Origin of the sequence: Streptomyces africanus (genome assembly GCF_030816955.1) — a bacterium.
In the GTDB taxonomy this organism is placed as follows: domain Bacteria; phylum Actinomycetota; class Actinomycetes; order Streptomycetales; family Streptomycetaceae; genus Streptomyces; species Streptomyces africanus.
Genome location: NZ_JAUSYP010000001.1, coordinates 4,087,501 through 4,111,658 on the forward strand (window position 1 = coordinate 4,087,501; position 24,158 = coordinate 4,111,658).

The 24,158-nt window shown below is 73.1% G+C and carries 15 protein-coding genes, 1 tRNA gene and 1 riboswitch (1 of these 17 running past the window's edge); of the genes, 7 read left to right on the top strand and 9 right to left on the bottom strand.

Features of this window, described 5'->3' with window-relative positions:
* Positions 1–424 carry the 5' portion of a MarR family winged helix-turn-helix transcriptional regulator gene (locus tag QF034_RS18945; RefSeq protein WP_307176097.1) on the bottom strand. Its footprint begins 125 nt before the window's first position, so the window shows 424 of its 549 coding nt (coding positions 1–424); its start codon is at positions 422–424; its stop codon lies beyond the left edge, outside the window.
* Positions 425–546: 122 nt separating this feature from the next.
* On the opposite strand from QF034_RS18945, the gene QF034_RS18950 reads away from it, so the two are divergent.
* A complete protein-coding gene (locus QF034_RS18950) occupies positions 547–1,812 on the top strand; it encodes an MFS transporter (protein WP_307179917.1) in 1,266 nt (421 codons plus the stop codon).
* 47 nt (positions 1,813–1,859) lie between these two features.
* On the opposite strand, the gene QF034_RS18955 is transcribed toward QF034_RS18950, so the two are convergent.
* Positions 1,860–3,524, bottom strand: coding sequence for an ATP-binding SpoIIE family protein phosphatase (locus QF034_RS18955; RefSeq protein ID WP_307176098.1), 1,665 nt, complete (start codon positions 3,522–3,524; stop codon positions 1,860–1,862).
* Between the two features lie 173 nt (positions 3,525–3,697).
* Positions 3,698–5,077 carry an NAD(P)/FAD-dependent oxidoreductase gene (locus QF034_RS18960; RefSeq protein ID WP_307176099.1) on the bottom strand — a complete coding sequence of 460 codons (1,380 nt, stop codon included), beginning with the start codon at positions 5,075–5,077 and terminating at the stop codon, positions 3,698–3,700.
* Between the two features lie 376 nt (positions 5,078–5,453).
* On the opposite strand from QF034_RS18960, the gene QF034_RS18965 reads away from it, so the two are divergent.
* Both QF034_RS18965 and QF034_RS18970 read left to right on the top strand, forming a co-directional pair.
* The gene (locus QF034_RS18965) at positions 5,454–6,209 is read left to right on the top strand and encodes a TetR/AcrR family transcriptional regulator (RefSeq protein WP_307176100.1); all 756 of its coding nucleotides are present in this window, start codon (positions 5,454–5,456) and stop codon (positions 6,207–6,209) included.
* A gap of 472 nt (positions 6,210–6,681) precedes the next feature.
* Entirely contained in the window at positions 6,682–8,682 is a 2,001-nt protein-coding gene (locus tag QF034_RS18970) for a sigma-70 family RNA polymerase sigma factor (RefSeq protein WP_307176101.1), read from the top strand.
* Here the strand turns inward: QF034_RS18970 and QF034_RS18975 are convergent.
* A complete protein-coding gene (locus QF034_RS18975; protein ID WP_307176102.1) occupies positions 8,669–11,965 on the bottom strand; it encodes an AfsR/SARP family transcriptional regulator in 3,297 nt (1,098 codons plus the stop codon). The two genes, QF034_RS18970 and QF034_RS18975, sit on opposite strands and share 14 nt — an antisense overlap.
* Before the next feature lie 256 nt (positions 11,966–12,221).
* Positions 12,222–14,336, bottom strand: coding sequence for an asparagine synthase-related protein (locus QF034_RS18980; protein WP_307176103.1), 2,115 nt, complete (start codon positions 14,334–14,336; stop codon positions 12,222–12,224).
* Between the two features lie 828 nt (positions 14,337–15,164).
* On the opposite strand from QF034_RS18980, the gene QF034_RS18985 reads away from it, so the two are divergent.
* From QF034_RS18985 to QF034_RS19000, 4 genes are all read left to right on the top strand, one after another.
* A complete protein-coding gene (locus tag QF034_RS18985) occupies positions 15,165–16,586 on the top strand; it encodes an NsdA family TPR-like regulatory protein (protein ID WP_306965700.1) in 1,422 nt (473 codons plus the stop codon).
* Positions 16,587–16,660: 74 nt separating this feature from the next.
* Positions 16,661–17,875, top strand: a complete 1,215-nt coding sequence (lhgD, locus tag QF034_RS18990; RefSeq protein WP_307176104.1) for an L-2-hydroxyglutarate dehydrogenase — start codon at positions 16,661–16,663, stop codon at positions 17,873–17,875.
* Between the two features lie 90 nt (positions 17,876–17,965).
* Entirely contained in the window at positions 17,966–18,799 is an 834-nt protein-coding gene (gene trmB, locus QF034_RS18995) for a tRNA (guanosine(46)-N7)-methyltransferase TrmB (RefSeq protein ID WP_370880816.1), read from the top strand.
* A 63-nt stretch (positions 18,800–18,862) separates the two neighbouring features.
* A complete protein-coding gene (locus QF034_RS19000; RefSeq protein ID WP_370880817.1) occupies positions 18,863–20,239 on the top strand; it encodes a PrsW family intramembrane metalloprotease in 1,377 nt (458 codons plus the stop codon).
* 10 nt (positions 20,240–20,249) lie between these two features.
* On the opposite strand, the gene QF034_RS19005 is transcribed toward QF034_RS19000, so the two are convergent.
* From QF034_RS19005 to QF034_RS19020, 4 genes are all read right to left on the bottom strand, one after another.
* On the bottom strand, positions 20,250–21,194 hold the full coding sequence (locus QF034_RS19005; RefSeq protein WP_307176106.1) for an aldo/keto reductase: 945 nt from the start codon (positions 21,192–21,194) through the stop codon (positions 20,250–20,252).
* Positions 21,195–21,312: 118 nt separating this feature from the next.
* Positions 21,313–22,344, bottom strand: a complete 1,032-nt coding sequence (locus tag QF034_RS19010) for a M23 family metallopeptidase (RefSeq protein ID WP_307176107.1) — start codon at positions 22,342–22,344, stop codon at positions 21,313–21,315.
* A gap of 11 nt (positions 22,345–22,355) precedes the next feature.
* Positions 22,356–22,512: riboswitch (cyclic di-AMP (ydaO/yuaA leader) on the bottom strand.
* Between the two features lie 289 nt (positions 22,513–22,801).
* Positions 22,802–22,875: transfer RNA gene (locus QF034_RS19015), tRNA-Met, on the bottom strand.
* Between the two features lie 53 nt (positions 22,876–22,928).
* Positions 22,929–24,101: a dihydrofolate reductase family protein gene (locus QF034_RS19020; protein WP_307176108.1), complete on the bottom strand. Its 1,173-nt coding sequence runs from the start codon at positions 24,099–24,101 to the stop codon at positions 22,929–22,931.
* Positions 24,102–24,158 lie beyond the last annotated feature (57 nt).

The following is a 24,158-nucleotide window of genomic DNA, read 5'->3' on the forward strand; positions in this document are numbered from 1 at the left end:
CCTCGAAGACCGACGCCAGGCGCATCGCCTCCAGCCACTTCTCACGACCTCCACTGGTGAGTTCCACGATGACGCGGACCCGGTTGGACTCGTCCCGTTCCCGGGTGACCAGTCCTTCGCCGACCATGCGGTCGATCCGGTGGGTCATGGCGGCCGGGGTCAGGCCGAGGCGTTTGGCGAGGTCGCTCGGGCCCAGCCGGTAGGGGGCGCCCGAGAGGACGAGGGCCTTGAGGACCTCCCACTCGGCGTTGCTGATGCCGAGGGCCGCGGTCTGACGGCCGTAGGCGACGTTCATGCGGCGGTTCAGGCGGGACAGGGCCGAGACGATCTGCTCCACCTGGGGGTCGAGGTCCTGGAACTCGCGCTGGTACGCCGCGATCTGCTCTTCGAGGGTCGGCTCGCTGGGGCCGGGGGTGTCGCCCATGGGCGCAGTATGGCACGGCCGTTCTTTGCCTTGAAGTCCTTGGATATGTACTCTTTAGCTTCGAACTTTAGTTTCGAAGTCTTCACGCCTAACTAGTGAGAGAGGTGAACGTGACCAGGGCGATGGGCGCAGCGATGCGCCGGATCCACGTGGGCAACGCACTCAGCGCGTTCGGGCTCGGCTTCACCGTCCCGTATCTGTACGTCTATGTGGCGCAGGTGAGGGGACTGGGAGCCATGACGGCGGGTCTCGTACTCGCCGTCTTCGCTGTGGCGGCACTGGTCGTGCTGCCGTTCGCCGGGCGGGCCATCGTCCGGCGTGGGCCGCTGCCGGTGCTGCTCGCCGCCCTGGTCGCCGCCGCCGTCGGTGCGCTGGGTCTGGGGGTGGCGAGCAGCGCGGCGACGGTGTTGTCGGCGGCTGCCGTGCTGGGGGCCGGGCAGGCCGTGACGCAGCCGGCGCTGGCGACGATGATCGTGGACTGCTCGTCGGCGGAGACGCGGTCGCGGGCCTTCGCCATGCAGTTCTTCCTGCAGAACCTCGGGCTCGGGGTGGGTGGCCTCATCGGCGGTCATCTCGTCGACACGTCGAGCGCCGCCTCCTTCACGCTGCTCTTCGCGATCGAGGCGGCGATGTTCCTGCTGCTGGTCGTGGTGATGGTGACGGTGCGGCTGCCGCACGCGCCGCGGTTCGAGGCGGCGCCCGTGGCGTCGGGACGGGGCGGCTGGAAGCAGTTGCTGGGCAACCGGGCCATGGTGCAGCTGTGTGTGCTGGCCTTCGTGCTGTTCTTCGCCTGCTACGGGCAGTTCGAGTCGGGGCTGAGCGCGTACGGGGTCGAGGCCGCCGGGATATCGACGTCGGCGCTGGGGACCGCCCTGGCGGCGAACACGCTGGTGATCGTCGTGGCGCAGTTCGCCGTGCTGCGGTTCGTGGAGCGGCGCAGGCGGTCGCGGGTGATCGCCGCTGTCGGGCTGATCTGGGCCGTGGCCTGGGCTGTCGCCGGGTACGCGGGGCTCGGGCATGGGAGCCAGGAGATGGCGACGGCCGCGTTCGTGTCGACGTACGCCCTGTTCGGGCTGGGTGAGGCGATGCTGTCGCCGACGGTCGCCCCGCTGGTCGCCGATCTGGCGCCGGAGGGGATGGCCGGGCAGTACAACTCCGCGTTCGCCCTGGTCAAGCAGCTCGCGCTGGCGGTCGGGCCGGCGGTGGGCGGGCCGTTGGGGGCTTCGCTGCACGCGCCGTACATCGTGGCGTTCCTGCTGTTCTCGCTGGGGATCACTTTCCTGGCGGTGCGGCTGGGGCGGCAGCTCACGGAGGTGCAGGATCAGCCGTGGCTCGCGAAGAGCCGGGTTGTGGCGCGGGGTGGGGCGCCCATTTCCGCGGACGTCTGATCCCCTCCCCTTGCCTCCCTGTCCTTACGGTCCCCGCTTCCGTTTCCCTACGTCGCCTGCGGGCGCGGTAGGGCGAACTCGCACCACACCGCCTTGCCGCCGCCCGGGGTCCGGCGGCAGCCCCAGTTGGACGCGATCGTGGCGACGATGGCGATGCCCCGGCCCGATTCGTCGCCCGGTTCCGCGCGGCGGCGCCTGGGGAGGTGGTCGTCGCCGTCGGTGACCTCGATGATCAGCCGGCGGTCGGTACGGCGCAGACGCAGGCGCATCGGTGGGGTGCCGTGCTGGAGGGAATTGGCGACCAGTTCGCTGGTCGCCAGGACGCCCAGGTCGTGCAGGTCCGCGGGGAAGCGCCAGCTGGTGAGGACGCCGGAGGCGAAGGCACGCGCGCGTGGGGCCGCTTCCACGCCGCCCAGGAGTTCCAGGGCGGCGTTGCGGAACAGCTCGCTCTCCGGGCCCGTCCGGGCCGGGTGCTGGAGGACGAGGACGGCCACGTCGTCGTCGTGGTCGGGGGTCACGCCCGCCGAGCGGACCAGGCGGTCGCAGACGACCTGGGGTGTGCCGGTGGCGCCGGCCAGGGCGCTTTCCAGGGCGGCGATGCCCTCGTCCAGGTCGGCGTCCCGCCGCTCCACCAGGCCGTCCGTGTAGAGGACGGCCGTGGAGCCGGGGCCGAGGGGGATCGAGCCCGAGGCGTGCATCCAGCCGCCGGTGCCGAGCGGCGGGCCGGTGGGTTCGTCGGCGCGCAGGACCGCGCCGTTCTCGTCGCGGACGAGGATGGGGAGGTGGCCCGCCGAGGCGTAGACCAGCTTGCCCTCGTTCGGGTCGTGGACCGCGTACGCGCAGGTGGCGATCTGGTTGGCGTCGATCTCGGCTGCCAGGCCGTCGAGGAGCTGGAGCACCTCGTGCGGGGGCAGGTCGAGGCGGGCGTAGGCGCGGACCGCCGTGCGGAGCTGGCCCATGACCGCTGCCGCGCGGACACCGCGGCCCATGACGTCGCCGATGACGAGGGCCGTGCGGCCGCCGCCCAGGGTGATGACGTCGTACCAGTCGCCGCCGACCGCTGCCTCGGTGCCGCCGGGGTGGTACGTGGCGGCGACGCGCAGGTCGTCGGGTTCTTCGAGCTCCTGGGGGAGCAGTGATCTCTGGAGTGTCACCGCCGTTTCGCGCTGGCGGCGTTCGCTGGCGCGCAGGCGTTCGGCGGCTTCGGCGTGGTCGGTGACGTCCGTGGCGAAGACGAGGACTCCGCGGCCGTCGCTGCCGCCCTTGCCGTCGCCCTGGGCGACCGGGGTGCAGGTGAAGGTGTAGCAGCGGCCGTCGGGGGCCTTGCGGGACTTGACCGTACGCGGCTTGCCGCTGCGCTGGACCTGGTCCAGGAGGGGGAACAGGCCGAGGGCGTCCAGTTCGGGGAGGGCCTCGCGGGCGCGTTCGCCCAGGGGGCGTACGCCGAAGGCGGTCGTGTACGCGTCGTTGACGTAGGCGATGCGGTGGTCGGGGCCGTGGACCAGGGCGACGAGGGACGGGACGCGGTCGAGGACCTCGCGCACCCGCAGTTCGTCGACGGCGGGTACGGACGGTGGCTCGTCGGTCAGTTGTTCGGCACGGGCGGCGGGTACGGTTTCCCCCCGCCGGTCCGGGGAGGCCGTCTGCTCGGTCCGCGCTGCGGCGCGGCGCTGCGTTCCGGGGAGCCGGGCGCTCCAGCGCGTGAAGTTCACGAATCCTTGCCTCGTGTAGTCGTCGGCGGCCGGCACCGGAACCGGCCGGGGCCCCGGGGGCCCGCACCGGGGCGTGTGGTGGCACGCCCGCGGTGGTGGACCAGTCTGGCAGTGAGCGGACCGGACCGGCATCCGTCAGACGCCGGGCCGGCCGGTGGAGTTCCTGGGACCGGTCAGGACGACCCCTTCGGGTTCACCGGGGGGTCTTGGGAAGGCTTTCCACCGGCCGCGAGTTCGAACTCGGCCCGGGGGTGTTCGAGTGACCCCAGGGAGACGATCTCGCGTTTGAAGAGCCCGGCCAGGGTCCATTCGGCGAGCACGCGCGCCTTGCGGTTGAAGGTGGGCACGCGGCTGAGGTGGTAGGCGCGGTGCATGAACCAGGCCGGGTAGCCCTTGAGCTTGCGTCCGTAGACGTGGGCGACGCCCTTGTGCAGGCCGAGGGAGGCGACCGATCCGGCGTAGGCGTGTTCGTACGTCTGCAGAGGCTCGGCTCGCAGGGTGTGCACGATGTTGTCGGCGAGGACCTTGGCCTGGCGGAGGGCGTGCTGGGCGTTGGGGGCGCACTCGCGGCCCGGTTCGGCGGCGGTGACGTCGGGGACGGCGGCGGCGTCTCCCGCCGCCCACGCGTGCGTGGCCCCCTCGACGGCCAGTTCCGCCGTGCACTTGAGGCGTCCTCGGTCGTTGCGCGGCAGGTCGGTGGCGGCGAGCACCGGGTGGGGTTTGACGCCGGCCGTCCAGACGACCGTACGGGTGGGGAAGCGGGCGCCGTCGCTGAGGACCGCGACCCGGTCCGCGCAGGACTCCAGGCGGGTCTGGAGGCGTACGTCGATGTTGCGGCGGCGCAGTTCGGTGACGGCGTAGCGGCCCATCTCCTCGCCGACCTCGGGCAGGATGCGGTCCGAGGCCTCGACGAGGATCCACTTCATGTCCTCGGGCTGGACGTTGTGGTAGTAGCGCGTGGCGTAGCGGGCCATGTCCTCCAGTTCGCCGAGCGCCTCCACGCCGGCGAAGCCGCCGCCGACGAAGACGAAGGTGAGGGCGGCGTCGCGGATCGCGGGATCGCGGGTGGAGGAGGCGATGTCCATCTGCTCGATGACGTGGTTGCGCAGGCCGATGGCCTCTTCGACGGTCTTGAAGCCGATGCCGTGGTCGGCGAGGCCGGGGACCGGCAGGGTGCGCGAGACGGAGCCGGGGGCGAGGACGAGTTCGTCGTACGTCAGCAGCTGTCCGCCCGTGCCCTCCTCCTCGGTGGCGAGGGTGGTGATGGTGGCCGTGCGCTTCGCGTGGTCGATGGCGGTGGCCTCGCCGATGACGACGCGGCACCGGTCGAGGACGCGGCGCAGCGGTACGACGACGTGGCGGGGGGAGATGGCGCCCGCGGCGGCCTCGGGGAGGAACGGCTGGTACGTCATGTACGGGTCGGGGGTGACGACCGTGATCTCCACCTCGCCCCGCTCCAGTTCCCGTTTCAGTCTGCGCTGGAGGCGCAGGGCCGTGTACATCCCGACGTAGCCACCACCGACAACGAGAATGCGCGCACGTTCCTTCACCATCCCATGACGCACCCGCCGCTGGCGTTTGTCCACAGCCTCGACGAATTGTGTGACCGGGGCGGGAGAGCGCGCGGAGTTGGCCGGAAAGGCCAACTGCGGGGAATATCCGCAGGTCAGGTGGGGTAGCGCGGGGGGCGGTCGGGGGCACATTCGGGACGTATGCGACCCGTACTCCGATCGGTGGGCGCTCCGTGCGGAACGTGCCTCTTCTGAATTGACTCCCTCTCAACTATGTTCGTGTGTCGACGGGGTGTAGGGGGATGCGCTCAGCGGGTCCGCGACAGGCGGGCCTGCGGACCAGGGCCTGTTCCAGCGTCCCGGCATCGCATGGCGGGGAGTGTCTCCGGGGGGAGACGTCATTACCGGGGGAATGCATATGCATGTTCAGGACTCTCATTGGTCGTCCGCGTCCGCTGTCGCGGCGGGTGGCGCGACGATGAGCGCGACGGCGGGCAACGGACGCGGGAACGGATCGCGGACGACGCCGCTGCGCGTGGACGCACAGCGCAATCTGGAGCACGTGCTGCGAGCGGCGCGCGAGGTGTTCGGCGAGCTGGGGTACGGCGCGCCGATGGAGGACGTGGCGCGACGGGCGCGGGTCGGTGTGGGCACGGTGTACCGGCGGTTCCCGAGCAAGGACGTCCTGGTGCGGCGGATAGCCGAGGAGGAGACCTCCCGGCTGACCGACCAGGCGCGTGCGGCGCTCGGGCAGGAGGACGAGCCGTGGTCGGCGCTGTCGCGCTTCCTGCGGACGTCGGTGGCATCCGGCGCCGGGCGGCTGCTGCCGCCGCAGGTGCTGCGGGTCTCCGTCGAGGAGGAGCGTGCCGGTCAGGCGCGTGTGCCGCAGCAGCGGACGCAGCCGGGTCCGGCGGAGCTGCGGCTGGTGCCGGAGGAGCCGGTGGCGGTCGCGGCGGAGGACGACACCGGGGCGTCGGCGCTGCTCGAGGTCGTGGGTCAGCTCGTGGAGCGGGCGCGTGCGGCGGGTGAGCTGCGGGCGGACGTGTCGGTTTCGGACGTGCTGCTGGTGATCGCGACGGCCGCGCCCTCGCTGCCGGACGCGGCACAGCAGGCGGCCGCGTCGGCCCGGCTGCTGGACATCCTTCTGGAGGGGCTGCGGTCGCGGCCGGTGTGAGCGGGGCGGCTGCCGGAAGGGGCAGCCGGAACGGGGCGCCGGAGAGGCTGCCGGAACGGGCGGAGCGATCGGCTGGTGCGGTCGGCTTGCCGGGTGGCTGGACTGATCGGCTTGGCTGATCGGCTTGGCTGGTCGGCTGATCCGTTCGATCGGACTGGTCGATCGGGCCGGTCCCTGTCGAGCCGGTCGGTCGGTCGCCGGTCGACCGCACTGGTCGATCAGGCCGGTCGAAAGCGCTGGTCGATGGGACCGGTCGGCTTGGCGGTCATGACCAGCCGCCGGATCGGTCCGGTCGGCTTCCGAGCCCGGGCGACAGGGACTCATTCCCCGAATGAGTGACGCCTAGTACTGGCGTGCGGTAAATCCCCTCGGATGAGTGGTGGTCCGAACTCCAAGGGTCTGACCAAGAGCCGCTATGGCACTCTGACCCGGTGGTCTGGACGTGTTGGGCGGCTGGCGGGGGCTTTCCGCGATGAGCGTTGACGGGCGGGACGAGTCGAGCGGTGACGGGTACGCCGCAGCCGGCGGCCCGGTCCCGCCCCAGGTGCCGAGCCAGGGAGGACGCGCGGGCGTACCGCCGGGCGGGCATCCCACAACAGGCGGGAGAACCGACGGCTCGGTCCCGCCACAGCGCGCATGGCGTGAGGACAGCGTCCTGCCGCCGCCGCGCGAGCTGCCGCCCTCCGACGCCGATCTCATCGACCGGATGCGCTCGGGCGACGACACGGCGTACGAGGAGCTGTTCCGGCGTCACGCGCAGGCCGTGCGCCGGTACGCCCGGACCTGCTGCCGTGACGCCCACACCGCCGACGACCTGACCGCCGAGGTCTTCGCCCGCATGCTCCAGGCGGTACGCGGCGGCTCCGGACCCGAGCACGCCGTGCGCGCCTACCTGCTCACCTCCCTCCGGCGCGTCGCCGCCTCCTGGACGCGGTCGGCGCGGCGGGAGCAGCTCGTCGACGACTTCGCGGTGTTCGCCGCCCAGTCCGCACGCGGCTCCTACGTGTCCGGCGACGACACGCTCGACCTGGGCGCGGACGTGCGGGCGATGCACGATGCCGAGCGGTCCATGGCCATGCGGGCCTTCCGATCGCTGCCCGAGCGGTGGCAGGCCGTGCTGTGGCACACCGAGGTCGAGGACGAGTCGCCCAGCGAGGTCGCCACGCTCTTCGGGCTGGACGCCAACGGCACGCGCGTGCTCGCCAGCCGGGCCCGCGAGGGTCTCAAGCAGGCCTACCTCCAGGCTCACGTCAGCGCCACGCTCACCGCCGACGAGGAATGCGCGCGCTACGCCGACCAGCTCGGCACCTACGCCCGCGGCCGGCTGCGCACACGTGCCGAGCGGGGGCTGCGCAAGCACCTGGAGGAGTGCGCGAAGTGCCGGCTGGCCGCGACGCAGATCGAGGAGGTCGCCGGCGGTATCCCCGCGGTGGTCCCGCTCGCGGTCATCGGCTGGTTCGGCGCCGCCGGGTACGCCAAGGCGGCCGGGCTCATCGCCGGTGGAGCGGGGGCGGCCGGAGCCACGGGCGCGGCCGCCGCGGCGGGCGGAGGCTCGTCGGGCGGGACAGCGGCGGGTGCCGGTTCGGCCGGCGGGGCCGCAGGGGGCGGCTCGTCCGGTGGGGCGGGAGGTGGCGCGGCGGCCTCCGAAGGGGTGGGCGCGCCGGTGAAGGCCGGTATCGCGGCCGGTGTCGTCGCCGTGGGCGTCGTGGCCGCCGTGGTGCTGGCGCTGGCGCTGGCCGGCAACGAGAAACCGAAGGACGAGGCGAGGCCGGCTCCCACCCCGACTTCGCCGGTGGTCCGGCCCACCGAGCCCACGCCCTCTCCTTCGCGGCGGGAACCCGGACCGCGGCCACCGGCGATGGTGCCCGCGCGGGCCGAGACGCCGGCGCCGACACCGACCTCAGGGACCGGCCCGTCGTCCACACCGTCCTCGTCCCGGACAGCGGCGCCCACCCCGCCGCCCGCGTCCCCGAGGCCGAAACCGCCCCCGGCGCCCACGCCCACACCGACCCCGCCCCCTACTGAGAGGCCGCCCGCCCCGGCCGTCTACCAGTGGAGCGAACTGTCGTACGACATCAGCGGTGACGGCACCGCGCCCGAGATGCGGATCGGCGCGAGCAGCTGGGTCTGGCAGCGGCACGGCCTGTCGACCGGCGAGCGGCGGTACGCGCACGGCGTCACCGTGCACGGCAGCTCCTCCGTCACCATCGACCTCAACCGCTCCTGCTCCTCGTACGAGGCGCTCGTCGGGGTGGACGACATGGCGCTGAAGCTCGGCGAGGTGTACTTCTCCGTCTACGCCGACGGGGTCCGGCTGTGGCGGTCCGGTCTGGTGGAGGTCGGTGACCCGGCGGTTCCCGTCCAGGTGAACCTCACCGGCCGCAGCACCGTACGGCTGGTGGTGGAACCGCACGGCGCCCTCGACAACCTGGCCCTGGCGGATTGGGCGGAGTCCAGGTTCATCTGCGGTTAGCGGCTCCCGGCCCGGTGGCGTACGCACTCCGCGCCTGTTCCAGCTCGCGCAGGACGTCGTCCGCCGTGAGGGCCGCGCCCCGGGCGCGCTCCGACTCGCACCGGGCAGGTCCCAGGGCGGCGCGCGCGGCTGCCCCGGCCCGTTCCGCCTGGGCGTGCTCCGGCATGGGGCGGGGACGGCCGGCCCACCAGTGGTCGCCGGCGCCGAGCAGCCGGGCCGCGCGCGGAAAGTCGCCGAGGTCGGCCAGCAGTCCTGCCGCACTGTCCACGACGGTGGCCCGGATCAGGTCGGAGCAGCGCTTGTCCACGGCGTCGCGCAGGGCTCCGGTCAGCTTGGCGAGGGCGGGCTCCGGGCCGGACTCACTCGCCGTGACCATGGCGTCCATGAGATCCAGCATCACCACGAACTGGGGCGGTGGTGTGCCGCGCGCGGCGTCCGCACGCGCCGCCTCACAGAACTCGCGCGCCCGGGCGATGTGCCCCTCCTCGGCGGCCATCTGGGCACGCAGCAACAGGACGAACGCCCTGGAGTCCGCCACGCCGTACCGCTCGGCGGCGGCGCTCGCCTCGTCCAGCCCCGCCAGCGCGGCCGGGCGGTCTCCCGCGCGGTAGGCGATCTCGGCGAGCCGGGCGATGAGGAACGGCGACTCGGCGTACGCGCCCACCTCGTAGGCGAGCCGCAGCGCCTCCTCGTACTCCCCCTTGGCCTCCTCGAAGCGGCTGCGCGCCATGGCGGCCTCGCCGGCCGCGCTGCATACCTGGGCCCGCAGCCAGCGGTCACCGGTGCGGCGGCTGAGGTCGCGCAGGTCGGCGAGGTCGTCGTCGACGCCAGCCAGGTCGCCGGGTGCGTCGACGACCATGTGCGTACGGGCCATCAGGGACACGGCGACCTCCCAATCGCCGCCGTGCACACGGCAGTTGGCGACGGCGGAGTCCATTTCGGCCCGGACGTCGCCCGGGTCGGCCACGAAGGAGGAGATCATCGGCCAGACGAGACCCGGGACCCGGGCTGCCTCTGGTCCGCCCTGCGCGAAGAACGCCCACACCCGCTCCACGTACTGCCGCCGCTCGGTCAGGAACACCTGCATGGGCCCGGCCTCGGTCATGAAGAACACATGCAGCATCCGCAGATCCATCCGCAGGCCGTGCAGCGGATGCCCCGCCTCCCCGTCCGGCGCGGCGAGGAAGTGGTCGACGGGGTCGGGCAGACCCGACTCCCCGCCGGACGGCACAAGTCCGGCGGCGGCGTCCCTCTCCACGCCCAGCCGCAGGATGCGGTCGAGCCACTCCAGGCCCTCGTGCCGGTAGTTGCGCAGCCACCAGAACCAGCCGATGGCCAGGACGATGGCGCCGGCCTCCTGCTCGTCACCGGCCGTCAGGGCCCGGTCGAGGGCCGCGCGGATGTTGTCGAGCTCGGTCTCCAGGCGGGAGACCCAGGGCAGTTGCCCGGCGGAGCGCAGCAGCGGCTCGGCCTGCTCGACGAGTGCGCGCACCCAGGCCCGGTGCCGCCGCTCGGCCGCTGCACGCAGCTGCGGGGCCTCGGCGGCGCGCTCGACGGCGTACTCGTGGATGGTCTCCAGTAACCGATACCGCATGCCGTCCGGGGCGTCCGTCCCGCCGGGTGCCGCGACGACGAGGGACTTGTCGACGAGAGCCCCGAGCAGCTCGGCGGCGGGCCCCGTGCACACGGCCTCCGCCGCCGCCAGGTCCCAGCCGCCCGCGAACACGGACACCTCGCACAGCACCGTCCGCTCGGCCTCGTCGAGCAGCTCCCACGACCAGTCGACGACGGCCCGCAGGGTCTGCTGGCGGGGCAGGACCGTACGGCTCCCGGAGGTGAGGAGGCGGAAGCGGTCGTCGAGCCGGTCGGCGATCTGCCGGGGCGTGAGCAGCCTCAGCCGGGCCGCGGCCAGCTCGATGGCGAGCGGCAGCCCGTCCAGGCGGCGGCAGATCTCCGCCACCGCCCGCTCGTCACGGAGCACGGCGTCCGCGTCGGGACGGACGGCGGCGGCGCGCTCAGCGAACAGCCGGCGGGCGTGGTCCGGCGGCAGGGGCTCGACCGGACGCACCAGTTCACCGGGTACGCCCAGGGGTTCACGGCTGGTGGCGAGGATCGTGAGCCCCGGGCAGCGGGTCAGCAGGGTCTCGGCGAGGTGGGCGGCGGCCCCGATGACATGCTCGCAGTTGTCAAGGATCAGCAGTTGGCTGCGCGGCGCGCAGTACTCCACGAGCAGGGCGACGGGGTCGTCCTGCAGGGCCGTCAGCTCGCTGGTCATCAGCACGGTCTCGCGCAGACCGAGCGCACTGACCACCGCTCCCGGCACCGCCTCCGGCCGGTCGAGCGGGGCGAGCTCGGCCAGCCACGCCTGCGGGAGCCCGGCGGCGGCTTCCTCGGCGAGACGGGTCTTTCCGGAGCCGCCCGGTCCGGTGAGGGTGACGAGGCGGGCTCTGTGCACGTCTGAACGGATGGCGTCGATCTCGGGTTCCCGGCCGACGAACGAGGTCAGGCGGGGACGGATGTTCCCGGTGCGCTCGGGCGGAGCGTGCGCCGGTTTCCCGCTCCCCGCGACCGACGCGAGCAGATCGGCGTGGAGGGCGCGCAGCTGCGCTCCGGGGTCGGCGCCGAGCCCCTCCGCGAGGGCGCGGCGGGCGGACTCGTACGCGGCGAGGGCATCGGCCTCGCGGCCGGCGTCGCGCAGGGCGCGGATGAGGAGGGCGTGCAGCGGTTCGTCGTACGGGTGTACGGCCGTCAGTTCCCGCAGTTCCGGTACGACGTCCGGGGCGCGGCCGAGCCGTATGCGGGCCTCGGCCCGGGCCCGGATCGCCTCCAGGCGCGCGGCCTCCGGGCGGGTGGCGGCGGTGCGGTCGGGGAGGTCGGCGAGGGCGGGGCCGCGCCAGAGGGCGAGGGCGTCGTCGAGATGGCGTTCCGCCAGGGCGGGGGCGTCGGCGGCGAGGGCGTCGGTGCCCTGCCGGACGAGCCGCTCGAAGACGAAGAGGTCGATGTCGTCCGGCGTGGCCGTGAGGCGGTAGCCGCCGGTGTCCGAGGTCACGGCGTCCTTGCCGAGGGCGCGGCGGAGGCGGCCGACGAGGGCCTGGAGCGCGGCGTGGGCGTCCTGGGGCGGGTCGTCCGTCCACACCTCGTCGATCAGCGTCTGGGGGGTGGTGACGCGGGAGGGGCGTAGGGCGAGGGCGGTGAGCAGGGCGCGGAGGCGGGGGCCGCCGAGGGGTACGGCTGTGCCGTGTTCGTCCTCTGCCGTGGTGACGCCCAGGATTCTGTACCGCACCGGGTCATTGTCGCCCGGGTGGGCGTGAGGGCCGTGGGGTTTTCGGGGCCGGGTGTTTCTGGGGGTGACTGGGGGCCTGTGTGTTGTACAACTCGGCGCTGTCAGGTGTCCTTCGTTGCGGCTCGGGCCGGGTGGGTCCGCAGCCCGGCGGAGCGGGGTGCCGCTGCGCCCACCCGTGCCGCCCCAAGCGGCACGACCGCCCGCAGCTGAGCCGACCTGCACCCGCGCACGGCGACCCACAGCCACCGCGCAGGCGCTACACCCGCCGCACCCCGGCGGCCCCCGCCCCCAACGCCCCCCGCTGCGGTGCGATCCCCGCCGGTACAGCCCGCTGGCGGGCCGGTGTGCCCGTCCAGCAGGTGCCGCGGCGGGACAGCAGGCGGCGGAGCCACAGTTCCAGGGAGACGAGGTCGGCGAGGCCGTCCAGGGGGAGTGGCTCACCGGCCGCCGCGGAGCGCAGGGCCTTGCGGACCACCCGGGCTTCGACCAGGCCCGCCTCCGCCAGCAGCGGCGTGTCGAACAGGGCGACCAGGGAGTCCGCCGCCACCCTCAGCCCCGTACGCGCCGCGGCCGCCGCCGTCGCCTGGGTCGGGACGCCCCACCCGGGCGGCAGGTCCCGGACCCCGGCCCCTTCCAGCACCGTACGCAGGATCGCCGCCCGCGCCCCCGGCCGCACCCGCAACGCCTCGGGCAGCGCCCGGGCCGCGCGCACGACCTGGTTGTCGAGGAACGGCGCGTGCAGCCGCTGGAAGCGGATCTCCGCGGCCTGCTCCAGCACCCGCAGGTCCGCCGCGTACCGCGCCAGCGCCGCACGCGCGCGGAAGTCGCCCGGCCGCTGTCCCGGCCCCAGCTCCGACCGGTGCGTCGCCGCCTGAAGGCGAACCGATACTTCGGCGAGCGCCTCACCGGTCAGCCAGCGCGCCGCCGGCCCGGGTCTCCCCCAGGTCAGCGCGGCGAGCGAGGCCTCGACCGCGCCCCCGGGCGCGTCCAGGCCCTCGTCCGTACGGTGGTCCAGCAGGCGCTCGGCCAGGGACTCGAGCCCCGCCCGGTACGGCGTACGGGACAGCCGTCGCGCCGCCGCGTACACGCGCGCGGGGACCAGCACCGAGCCGTCCGTCTTGGCCAGCGCGGCGACGGGCCGCACCAGGTGGCGCCGCTTGCGGTCCATCAGCAGGTCGGCGAGCCGCGCGGGATGGGCGTCCAGGACCTGCCGCGCGCCGTAGCCCGTGAAGTGGTCCGCGCTGCCGGCCGCGAGCCGCGCCCGGTGCCGGGCCGCCGTCACCAGGGACGCGCCCGGCTCGTCGGTCAGCGGGCCCTCCAGGTCGGCGTACGGGAGGGTCTCCTCGCCACCGGCCACGACGACGTGGTGCAGCCGCGGGTTCGCGGCCAGCGCGCCCGCCCGCTCCAGTTCGGCCTCCCGCCCCCCGACGGCCAGGTCGTTGAACGTGACCGCCAGCAGCCGCTCCCCCGCGCCCGTGCCGTGCCCGAGCACCGTGCCCGGCATCCCGGGCAGCCCCGCGGCCAGCAGCGCCAGCGTCCCCGAGGCCGGCCCGCCGGACAGGTCCGCCCCGATCCCCGGCACCGGCATCCCGCGCGCGGCTCGCCGCTCGGCGGGCCCCATGCCGGGCACGGGCCCGGGGTCGATGTCCGCGCCGGGGACGTGCCGCGGCGCGGACAGCCGGGTCCGTACGGCCTCCACGAGCGCGTCGCGCACGGCGTCGACCGCGCTGTCGGGGTCGGCCGAAGGCGCCGCCACCGCCAGCGAGGCGACCGGCTCGTACCCGGCGATCTCACGCGCCCCCGCGCGCAGGATCAGCGCATGCCCCGGCGGAATGCGCTTCACGCCGTCGTACGGCGTGGAGTCGTGCAGCGCGGCGGGCACGTCGGGGGCGGCCAGCAGCGCGGCGAGGTGCCCGAAGTCGAGGTTGGCCTCGATGAGGTCGGCCAGCGGCAGCGCGGCCGTCGCATACGCCGTACCGCCGGCCCAGGGGGTGTAGAACACCGGCCGCGCGCCCGCGAGGTCGCCGCAGACGGTGACCCTCCGGCCGACCTGCACGATCGCGGTGTAGCTGCCCGGCCAGGCGGTCAGATGCCGAAGTGCCCCGCCGCGCGCGGCGAACAGCGCGACGCGCAGCTGCTCGTCGGTGGCACCGCAGATGCCGAGGACGGCGATGCGCGTCCGGTCGTCGGCCTTCACGACCCGCACCTCGTCGGGGCGCCAGTCACCGACCGCCCAGAGCGGATCGGGATCGCCCCACAGGAGTTGGGAACCCACCGGGTGCAGGGTCTCGCCATCGGGTCCCGTGGCCCCCGCCGAGCCGGCAGCGACGGCTCCCGCGGCGGTGCTGCTCCATCCCACCAACCACCGCATCGCCGCCTCCACAGGCTGTGGACAACCAGTGCACCGTACGAACCGGTTCACCATGCTGCCATGAAGGAAGCGTTCCAGAGTGCGCCCGCGCCGCTTGCGCTCCGCCGAACGCGCCCCGGCGGAGCCACCCACGCCGCCGCGAACACCCCCGAACACCCCTGTGCCACAAGAAGAGACGGGCGGAGAAGACGGCAGCGCGGACGGCAGTGAAAACGGACATGCAGACGGCGACGGAGACGGCCGCGGAAGCGGCGAGAACAGAGGGACGGCCAGAAGACAAGACACGTCAGCGACATGTCACCAGTACGACTGCGGCGCGAATGCGCCCCCGATACGCGCCCCGAATACGCCCGAAGCGCCCTCAACTACCGTGGTCGGAGGCCTGATACCCCACCGTCGGCGGGGGCGATTTTCGGCCAAATCCCCGTCCCGCACGCAGCGTCGAACACTCTCCGTACAGACCCTGCGGACCACCGGGCGGTCGCGCAGTCCGGGAGACGGAGCACGCCTCCCGGACCGTTCCGCCGCCCGCGGGGATGAAGGCGGCGGTGTCCCCCAGCCCACTGGATCCAGTACAGCGGGCCGACCCACGCAACGACCATGGAACCGCTCCCGCGGTGGCCGGAGAAGAGCGCACGGGCAGGCGCACGGCCACACAGTGGGAGCACATCGCAACAGCCTGTATCTGACCCGCACTTCCGTACGGACCACAATCCCGCCAACCGGAACAATGCCCCTTAACGCTTGGGATGCGGCGAACTACGCTGTGTTTACGAATGCCGCGTGGTTATGCCAACGTCGGCAGCCGTCTGTGTCGAGGGGTGGCGCATGTCCAGGGAGCAACGCGGGCCGAACGAAAAACTCGGCGCCGTTCTCGCCCTCGCGGGAATCTCGAACGCAGGCCTCGCGCGGCGCGTCAACGATCTTGGCGCTCAGCGAGGACTGACGCTTCGCTATGACAAAACGTCGGTGGCGCGCTGGGTGTCGAAGGGCATGGTGCCGCAGGGTGCGGCGCCGCACCTCATCGCCGCCGCCATCGGCCAGAAGCTCGGCCGCCCGGTGCCGCTCCACGAGATCGGCCTGGCGGACGCGGACCCCGCCCCCGAAGTCGGCCTCGCCTTCCCGCGGGACGTCGGACAGGCGGTGAAATCCGCGACGGAGCTGTACCGCCTCGACCTCGCGGGCCGCCGCGCCGGGGGCGGCATCTGGCAATCGCTGGCCGGATCGTTCGCGGTGAGCGCGTACGCGACGCCCGCCTCACGATGGCTGATAACCCCGGCCGACAGTTCGGTCGCGCGTGACGTGGGCCCCGGCGAGGGCTCCGGCGCACCGCTCAAAGTCGGCCACAGCGATGTGCAGAAGCTGCGGGAGGCCGCCGAGGACGCGCGGCGCTGGGACTCCAAGTACGGCGGCGGCGACTGGCGTTCGTCAATGGTCCCCGAGTGCTTAAGGGTCGAGGCGGCCCCGCTCCTGCTCGGCTCCTACTCCGACGAGGTCGGCCGGGCCCTCTTCGGCGCCTCCGCCGAACTCACCCGGCTCGCGGGCTGGATGGCCTTCGACACGGGCCAGCAGGAAGCGGCCCAGCGCTACTACATCCAGGCCCTGCGCCTGGCCCGGGCGGCTGCGGACGTCCCCCTCGGGGGCTACGTCCTGGCCTCCATGTCCCTCCAGGCCACCTACCGCGGCTTCGGCGACGAGGGCGTGGACCTCGCCCAGGCCGCCCTCGAACGCAACCGCGGCCTCGCCACGGCCCGCACGATGAGCTTCTTCCGACTCGTCGAGGCCCGGGCACACGCGCGTGCCGGCGACGCCCAGGCGGCCGGCGGCGCCCTGAAGGCGGCCGAGAGCTGGCTGGAGCGCGCCCGCCCCGGCGACAACGACCCGAGCTGGCTCGGCTTCTACTCCTACGACCGCTTCGCCGCCGACGCGGCCGAGTGCTACCGCGACCTCAAGGCACCCCGCCAGGTCCGCCGCTTCACGGAACAGGCGCTGTCGAAGCCCACCGAGGAGTTCGTCCGCTCCCACGGCCTGCGCCTGGTCGTCTCCGCGGTGGCCGAACTGGAGTCGGGGAACCTGGACGCGGCGTGCGAGCAGGGCGTACGAGCGGTCGAGGTCGCCGGACGCATCTCCTCGGCCCGCACCACCGAATACGTCAAGGACCTCCTGCACCGGCTGGAGCCGTACGGTGACGAGCCACGGGTGGTCGAGCTGCGTGAACGCGCACGGCCGCTGCTGATGGCTCCGGCGTAACCGGGCAGGGATGCCGCCGTCCCCGCGTTTGAAGGCATTGTCAGTGGCGCAGTGCACTATCGAAGCGGGAGGTGGTGCGGGTGACGCGAGGGCCGGAGATCGCGTACGACTGTGACGTGCTGGTGATCGGCGGGGGGATCGTCGGTCTGTCGACGGCGTACGCGATCACACGCGCCGCACCGGGCACACGTGTCACGGTCCTGGAGAAGGAACCGGGCCCGGCCCGGCACCAGACGGGCCGCAACAGCGGCGTCATCCACAGCGGCATCTACTACCGCCCCGGCTCCCTCAAGGCGCGCTACGCGGTGGGGGGCGCGGCGGAGATGGTCAAGTTCTGCGCCGAGTACGGCATCCCGCACGCGGTCACCGGCAAGCTGATCGTCGCGACCGACCGCGCGGAGCTGCCCCGCCTGCACGCACTCGTGCAGCGCGGCCGGGAGAACGGCATCCCGGTCCGTGAACTGGGCGGGCCCCAGATCGCGGAGTACGAGCCGGAGGTGCGGGGCCTCGCCGCGATACACGTCGGTACGACCGGCATCTGCGACTTCGTCGCGGTCGCCCGGCAGCTGGCCCACGGCTCGGGCGCGGAGATCCGCTACGGCACGCGGGTCGTGCGCGTCGACCGCCGCCCCGAGCGGGGCGTCGCCGTGCTCACGGCCACCGGGGACGTCGTGCGCGGCCGGGTGCTGGTGAACTGCGCGGGCCTCTACAGCGACGAGATCGCCCGGCTGACCGGGGACGACCCGGACGTCCGGATCGTGCCGTTCCGGGGCGAGTACTACGAGCTGGCCCGGCCGGAGCTGGTGCGGGGCCTGGTGTATCCGGTCCCCGACCCGGCGTTCCCCTTCCTCGGGGTGCATCTCACGCGCGGGATCGACGGGGGCGTCCACATCGGGCCCAACGCGGTGCCGGCGCTGGCCCGTGAAGGGTACGGATGGGGGACGGTCCGTGCGCGGGAGCTGGGGGCGACGCTGGCCTGGCCGGGCTCCTGGCGGATCGCCCGGCGGCACTGGCGGTACGGGGCGGGGGAGCTGCGGCGGTCGCTGTCCAAGGGGGCGTTCACGCAGGCGGTGCGGAGATTGCTGCCCGGGGTGTCGGAGGACGATCTGGTGCCGACGGCGGCGGGGGTCCGGGCCCAGGCGGTCCTGCGTGACGGAACGCTGGTGGACGACTTCCTGATCCGCGAGGGCGCTCGCACGGTGCATGTGCTGAACGCGCCGTCTCCCGCGGCCACGGCGTCCTTGCCGATCGGCAGGGAGGTGGCGCGCAGGGCGTTGAGCGCGCTGTGACCGGCCGGGGGTTGTGAGGCGCTGGGCGTTGCTGCCGGGCCGGTTGCCAGGTGCTCGGCAACACCTGACGGTCGTAAAATCGGTCTCACTGTGTCTGACTCCGTGAATACCCCCGAAACCCCCCAGCCGCCCGCCCCCGGTGCCTCCATCCGGCGCAGCCGGGTCAAGGGTGAGCCGCGTTTTCCCGATGGGCCGAAGGCCGATCCCGCCGGGTCGCACTTCGAGCGGCGGATCCGGAGTTTCCAGCCGCGGCGGAGCCGGGTCACAGCCGGCCAGGCGGACGCGCTTCAGCGGCTGTGGCCCAAGTGGGGCCTCGACATCGACGGCAGCCGAACCCTCGACCTGGCCGACCTGTTCGGCAACGACAACCCCGTCGTCCTGGAGATCGGCTTCGGCATGGGCGAGGCCACCGCCCAGATGGCGGCCGCCGACCCCACCACCAACGTCCTCGCCGTCGACGTCCACACCCCCGGCCAGGGCAACCTGCTCAATCTCGCCGACCGGAACGGCCTGTCCAACATCCGGGTCGGCAACGGCGACGCGATCATCCTCCTCCGCGAGATGCTCACCCCGGACTCCCTCGGCGGCCTGCGCGTCTACTTCCCCGACCCCTGGCCCAAGAAGCGGCACCACAAGCGCAGGCTCATCCAGCCGGACTTCCTGACCCTCGCCGCCACCCGCCTCGGGCCCGGCGCGATCGTGCACTGCGCCACCGACTGGGAACCGTACGCCGAACAGATGCTCGACGTACTCACGGCACACCCCGCCTTCGAGAACACGCAGGCGGACGGTGGTTTCGCGCCCCGTCCGGACTTCCGTCCCCTGACCCGTTTCGAGGGCCAGGGACTGGACAAGGGACATGTCGTGAACGACCTCCTCTTCCGTCGCGTACAGCACGTGGACCAACCCCCCGCCGGCGCCTGACCGCACGCGCACCCGTACCCCTCCGCCTGCGGACAGCGCCCATCCGTCGTTAGGGTCAATGCCGTGGCCACCTGCCCCCCACACACGTCGTATCCCAGCGGCCCCACCACCGGCGCGCCCTTCACCGGCGCACCCGCCGGCGGCGCGCCCACTGGTGGCCCCCTGCGGCACGCCCACTGGTGGCAGCGCACCTGGGTGCGCTACGGCGCGCCGACCACGCTGCTCGCGATATCCGGCCTCGTCATCCTCGCCCTGGTCCGTGAAGAGACCGGCACGGAGGGGTTCCTGGTCGGGCTGGGGCTGGCCACGCTCCCGGTGCCCCTGCTCATAGCCGCGTTCCGCTGGCTGGACCGGGTCGCACCGGGCCCCTGGCGGAACCTGCTGTTCTGCTTCGCCTGGGGCGCCTGCGCGGCGGCGCTGATAGCGATCGTCGCCAACAGCTTCGCGACCAGATGGATAGCGACGGCCACGGCGGATCCGTCCAGCGCGGACACGCTCGGCGCGACCGTCATAGCGCCGGTGGTCGAGGAGATCGCCAAGGCGGCGGCCGTCTTACTGGTCTTCCTCTTCCGCCGCCGCGACTTCACCGGCATCCTCGACGGAGTGGTCACAGCCGGCGTCACCGCCACCGGCTTCGCGTTCACGGAGAACATCCTCTACCTGGGCACCGCCTTCGGCACCGACCAGCTCACCGGCGGCACCGGCATCGCCTCCGTCACGGCGGCGACCTTCTTCGTGCGCATCATCATGTCGCCGTTCGCGCACCCGCTCTTCACCGTCCTGACCGGCATCGGCTTCGGCGTCTCCGCGCTCGCGGCGGACCGCCAGCACGTCCGCCGCGTCGCCTTCCCGCTCTCCGGGCTGCTGCTCGCGATGGGCATGCACGCGATGTGGAACGGCTCGTCGGCGTTCGGCGAGTACGGGTTCTTCGCCGTGTACGCGGCGTTCATGGTGCCCATCTTCGGGCTGCTGACGTGGCTGGTGATCTGGACACGGCAGCGGGAGCTGAAGACCGTACGGGCGGAGCTGCCCGCCTACGCGGTGGCCGGGTGGCTGTCCCCGGTCGAGCCGTACGCGCTCGGCTCGATGCGGGCCCGGCGGATCGCCCGCCAGTACGCCCGCCGCCACGCGGGCCGGGCGGCGGCGCGGGAGGTCGCGCGGTACGAGGCGTACGCGACGTCCCTGGCGTTCCTGCGGCACCGGGGCCGCCGCGGCCGCGCCGGTGCCGACTTCGTCGTACGGGAACGGGAACTGCTGGAGGAACTGTGGCGCCGCCGGGAGGCGGCTCGCCCCGCGCTGGACTACGCCGCGCGGATCACGGCCCCTCCGGTACCGGTGGCGGCCCCGCCCTGGCCGGTGCACGGGGCGTACGGGTACGGCTGTCCGGCGACACCGGCGCCGTACCCCGCCTACCCCGCGTACAACCCGTACCGGTCGTAGGAGGAGCCCCTCAGGCCGAAGCCTGCGTGAGCCGCCCGAGCTCCGCGTCCGTCAGCGTCAGCTCCCCGACCCCGAGCAGCGCGGGCAGCTGCTCCACCGTCCGCGCGGAGGCGATGGGCGCCACCACCGTCGGCTGGGCCGCGAGCCAGGCGAGGGCGACCGTGGCGGCGGGGACGTCGTGGGCCGCGGCGATCTCGTCGAGGGCGGCGAGGACCCGGCGGCCCCGCTCGGTCTGAAGGTGCTGGGCGGCACCGCCCGCCCGCGCGCTGTCGACGGTCGTGCCGGGGCGGTACTTGCCGGTCAGGAAGCCCGACGCGAGCGCGTAGTACGGGACGGCCGCCAGGCCGGTCCGCGCGGCGAGGTCCTGGAGCTCGCCCTCGTAGGTGTCGCGGGAGACCAGGTTGTAGTGGGGTTGGAGGGCCACATACCGGGCGAGCCCCTCGCGGTCGGAGAACTCCAGGGAGGCCCGCAGCCGCTCCGCGGAGATGTTGGAGGCGGCGATGTGCCGCACCTTCCCGGCCGTCACGAGTTCGTCGAGCGCGCCGATGATCTCCTCCACCGGCACGTCGGGCTTGTCGAAGTGGGTGTAGTAGAGGTCGATGTAGTCGGTGCCGAGGCGCCGCAGGGAGGCGTCGGCGGCGGCCTTGATGTTGGCGGCGGACAGGCCCTGGAACTCGGGGTGCTGGCTGACCTTCGTGGCGACGACGACGTCCGCGCGGTTGCCGCGCGACGTCAGCCACTTGCCGAGGACGGTCTCGGACTCGCCTCCCTGGTTGCCGTCCACCCACGCCGAGTAGACGTCGGCGGAGTCGACGAAGTTGCCGCCGGCGGCGGTGTACGCGTCGAGGACGGCGAACGACTGTGCCTCGTCGGCGGTCCAGCCGAAGACGTTACCGCCGAGGGCGAGCGGGAAGACCTCGAGGTCGGAGGAGCCGAGCTTGCGAAGAGAAGTCATGCTTCGTGTCAACGGCCGTACGGGGGAGACGCATTCCACAGCGGACGCAAAAGTCCCGTGACCGCCCCCTGCACGCTCCCCGCACGAACTCCCCGCGGGAAGCCCGGAACGCCGGCGCTCAGATGTTCAGGCCCTTGCCCCGCAGCCACGCCATCGGGTCGATGCCGCTGTTGGACCCTCCGGTGTGGACCTCGAGGTGCAGATGCGCCCCGGTGACGTTGCCGGTCGCACCCACGCGGCCGATGACGTCGCCCGTGCTGACCTTCTGGCCGACGCTGACGCCGATGGACGACTGGTGCGCGTACCAGATCTCCGTGCCGTCATCGAGGGTCAGGACCGTCTTGTAGCCGTACGACCCGTTCCAGCCGGCCTCGGTGATGGTGCCGCTGTGCACCGCCTTGATGGGCGTGCCCGTGGGGGCGGCGAAGTCGAGGCCGGTGTGGTAGCCGGAGGACCAGTAGGCGCCGGCCTGACCGAAGGTCGAGGTGATGGTGTACGCGGAGGTGGGCAGCGTGTACTGCTTGGCGAGGGCGGCGAGCCGCTCGGCCTCGGCCTTCTTCCGGGCCTCCTCCTCCGCCTTCTTCTTGGCTTCGGCGGCCTTGGCCTTGGCTTCCTTCTCGGCCTTGGCGGCGGCCTCCGCAGCCGCCTTCCGGGCGGCTTCGGCGGAGTCCTGCGCGGCCTTGGTCTCGATCTGTTCCTGCTGGTGCTCGACCTGCGCCATGATCCGGGCGCGCAGTGCCTCACCGGCGCCGGAGGTGCCCTGCTCGGTGTCGGCGGACGCCGTGGCGAGGTCGCTGAGCGGGGTGGCGGAGCCTTCGGGGGTGTCGTCGTCCGAGATGAGGGAACCCACCGAGGGCAGGTCCGGAACGGAGATCGACACCGGCGGCTTGCCGGTCTGGGCGCTGGCCATGCCGCCCGCGCCCACGGCGGCTATGACGCCGACGCCCAGGACGGTGGAGCTGCGCGCGAGTCCTCCGCCGCGCTGCTTGGTGACGCGATGCCGGCCACGGATGGGGCGGATGGACTCCGCGGTGGGGTTCCATTCCTGGAACGGGCCCTCGTCGGTGTGCTGACCGCCGTAGCCGAAGGTTTCGGTGTCGCGCTGGTTCGGCGCGGACGGGGCCGCGGGGGCAGGCCGGTTGGACGCCACGTGGGCGTACTCCTTTCCTTCCTTCTCGCCTACCGGGTTAGCTGACGGGTTCGGAGCAGGAAGGTCTCCTACGCGCGTATACCGGCCGTGCTTCCACGGCGGCATCCGCTCGATTCACCCCAAGTGGTGGTTCCCCGGTTCCCTTTCGGGATTCGGCGCGTGCGCACGGAGCCGCCTTCTGTGACGGCTGGGACGACCGCGCTGCGTTATCGAACGTTAATAGACGCGCGGTGGGTATTCCAGCGGTTCCGCTTGATCATTAACCTTTTTCGCGCGGACCAATCTCCCATGACCGGTCCAAAACGGGCGAGTTGACCGCTGCGTAAGTGACTCACGGGTTTTGACGGTGCGTCAGTTGTGATGCGAAGCGGTGCGATTCACTCACCGACAGTAATGGCGAGCCCAGAGAAAACACCGAGGGCCGGAACCCTTTCGGATTCCGGCCCTCGGCCTTCAGTAGCGGGGACAGGATTTGAACCTGCGACCTCTGGGTTATGAGCCCAGCGAGCTACCGAGCTGCTCCACCCCGCGTCGTTGTGACTCCAGTGTACGCCATCCGCGGGACCGCTCGCGCACACCGGTGCTCAGCGGCGGCGCGGCAGGTGTCGGTTGGGTGCCTTGGCCTGCTCCTCGTGCTCCGGGAGGACGAGGACCTCCACTCCCCGGGCCGCCAGGAGGCCGCTGCCGTCGGCGTCCGCCACGAAGGTGTCCGGCTCGCGCCAGGCCGTGACCACGCGCTGTACGCCCGCGTCGAGGATCAGCCGGGCGCAGGGTGCGGGGCGGGAGGCCCGGCGGGCGCAGGGCTCCAGGCTGCTGTAGACCGTCGCGCCGGCGAGCCTGGGGTCGGCCGGGTCGAGCTTGGCCAGGGCCGCCTCCTCGGCGTGCACGACCGGATCGCCGCCTTCGCGGGAGTGGCCGCGGGCCAGTTCCGTGCCGTCGGCCGCGACGACCACCGCGCCGACGCTGAACGCCGTGTCCGACGGCGGGCACTGTGCGGCCAGTTCGCAGGCGAGGGCCAGCCAGTGGTGGTCGGCGGCGGCGGGCAGGGGGCCGGTGCCGGGGGCGGTCGGCTCGTAGCGCATGAGGACGACGTCCTCGATCCGCCGGGTCTCCAGCAGCCGGAGCCGCCCGGACTGGTAGCCGCCGGGTCCGAAGAGGCGGGGTGCCTCGGGGTCGCCCACGAAGAGCGGGGCGAGGACCAGCTGGAGTTCGTCGGCGAGGCCCTGGGTGAGGAGCTGGGTGTGGATCAGGCCGCCGCCCTCGACCATGAGCCGTCGTACGCCCCGGACGTCGTGCAGGTGGGTGAGGAGCCGCCGCCAGTCGAGGTCGGCGCCGAGCGGGACGACGTCGGTGGCATCGGTGGCATGGGTGCCATCGGTGGCATCGGTGGCGAGGCCGAGGGCACGGGCGCGTTCTGCGCCCTTGTCGGTGGTGTAGAGGACCTTCTGTCCGCCGGTGTGCCAGAAATGTGCCGCCGGGTCGAGGTCGCCGGAGCCGCTGACCGTGACCTTGAGGGGGTACTCCGGCCGGCCGGCGGCCGTGCGGGCGGCGCGCCGCTCGGGTGAGTTGACCAGCAGGCGCGGGTTGTCGGCGCGGACGGTGCCGGCGCCGATCAGGATCGCGTCGACGGACGCCCGGACCTCGTCGACCCGGTCGAAGTCGGCCCGGCTGGACAGGAGCAGGCGTTCGGGGCCGGTGTCGTCCAGGTAGCCGTCGAGGGAGACGGCGGCGGACAGCAGGACGTACGGATGGGGCATCGACGCTCCCGGCTCGTGGAAACTTGTGGCGGACGGCGGACGGCGGACGGCGGACGG

Excerpts from the sequence above, each read along its gene's own strand:
- QF034_RS18980 (WP_307176103.1), bottom strand. The coding sequence starts at position 14,336 with ATGCGGTGGTTGGTGGGATGGAGCAGCACCGCCGCGGGAGCCGTCGCT.
- QF034_RS18960 (WP_307176099.1), bottom strand. The coding sequence starts at position 5,077 with ATGGTGAAGGAACGTGCGCGCATTCTCGTTGTCGGTGGTGGCTACGTC.
- QF034_RS19020 (WP_307176108.1), bottom strand. The coding sequence starts at position 24,101 with ATGCCCCATCCGTACGTCCTGCTGTCCGCCGCCGTCTCCCTCGACGGC.
- QF034_RS18965 (WP_307176100.1), top strand. The coding sequence starts at position 5,454 with ATGCATGTTCAGGACTCTCATTGGTCGTCCGCGTCCGCTGTCGCGGCG.
- QF034_RS18950 (WP_307179917.1), top strand. The coding sequence starts at position 547 with ATGGGCGCAGCGATGCGCCGGATCCACGTGGGCAACGCACTCAGCGCG.
- QF034_RS18985 (WP_306965700.1), top strand. The coding sequence starts at position 15,165 with ATGTCCAGGGAGCAACGCGGGCCGAACGAAAAACTCGGCGCCGTTCTC.
- QF034_RS19005 (WP_307176106.1), bottom strand. The coding sequence starts at position 21,194 with ATGACTTCTCTTCGCAAGCTCGGCTCCTCCGACCTCGAGGTCTTCCCG.
- QF034_RS18970 (WP_307176101.1), top strand. The coding sequence starts at position 6,682 with ATGAGCGTTGACGGGCGGGACGAGTCGAGCGGTGACGGGTACGCCGCA.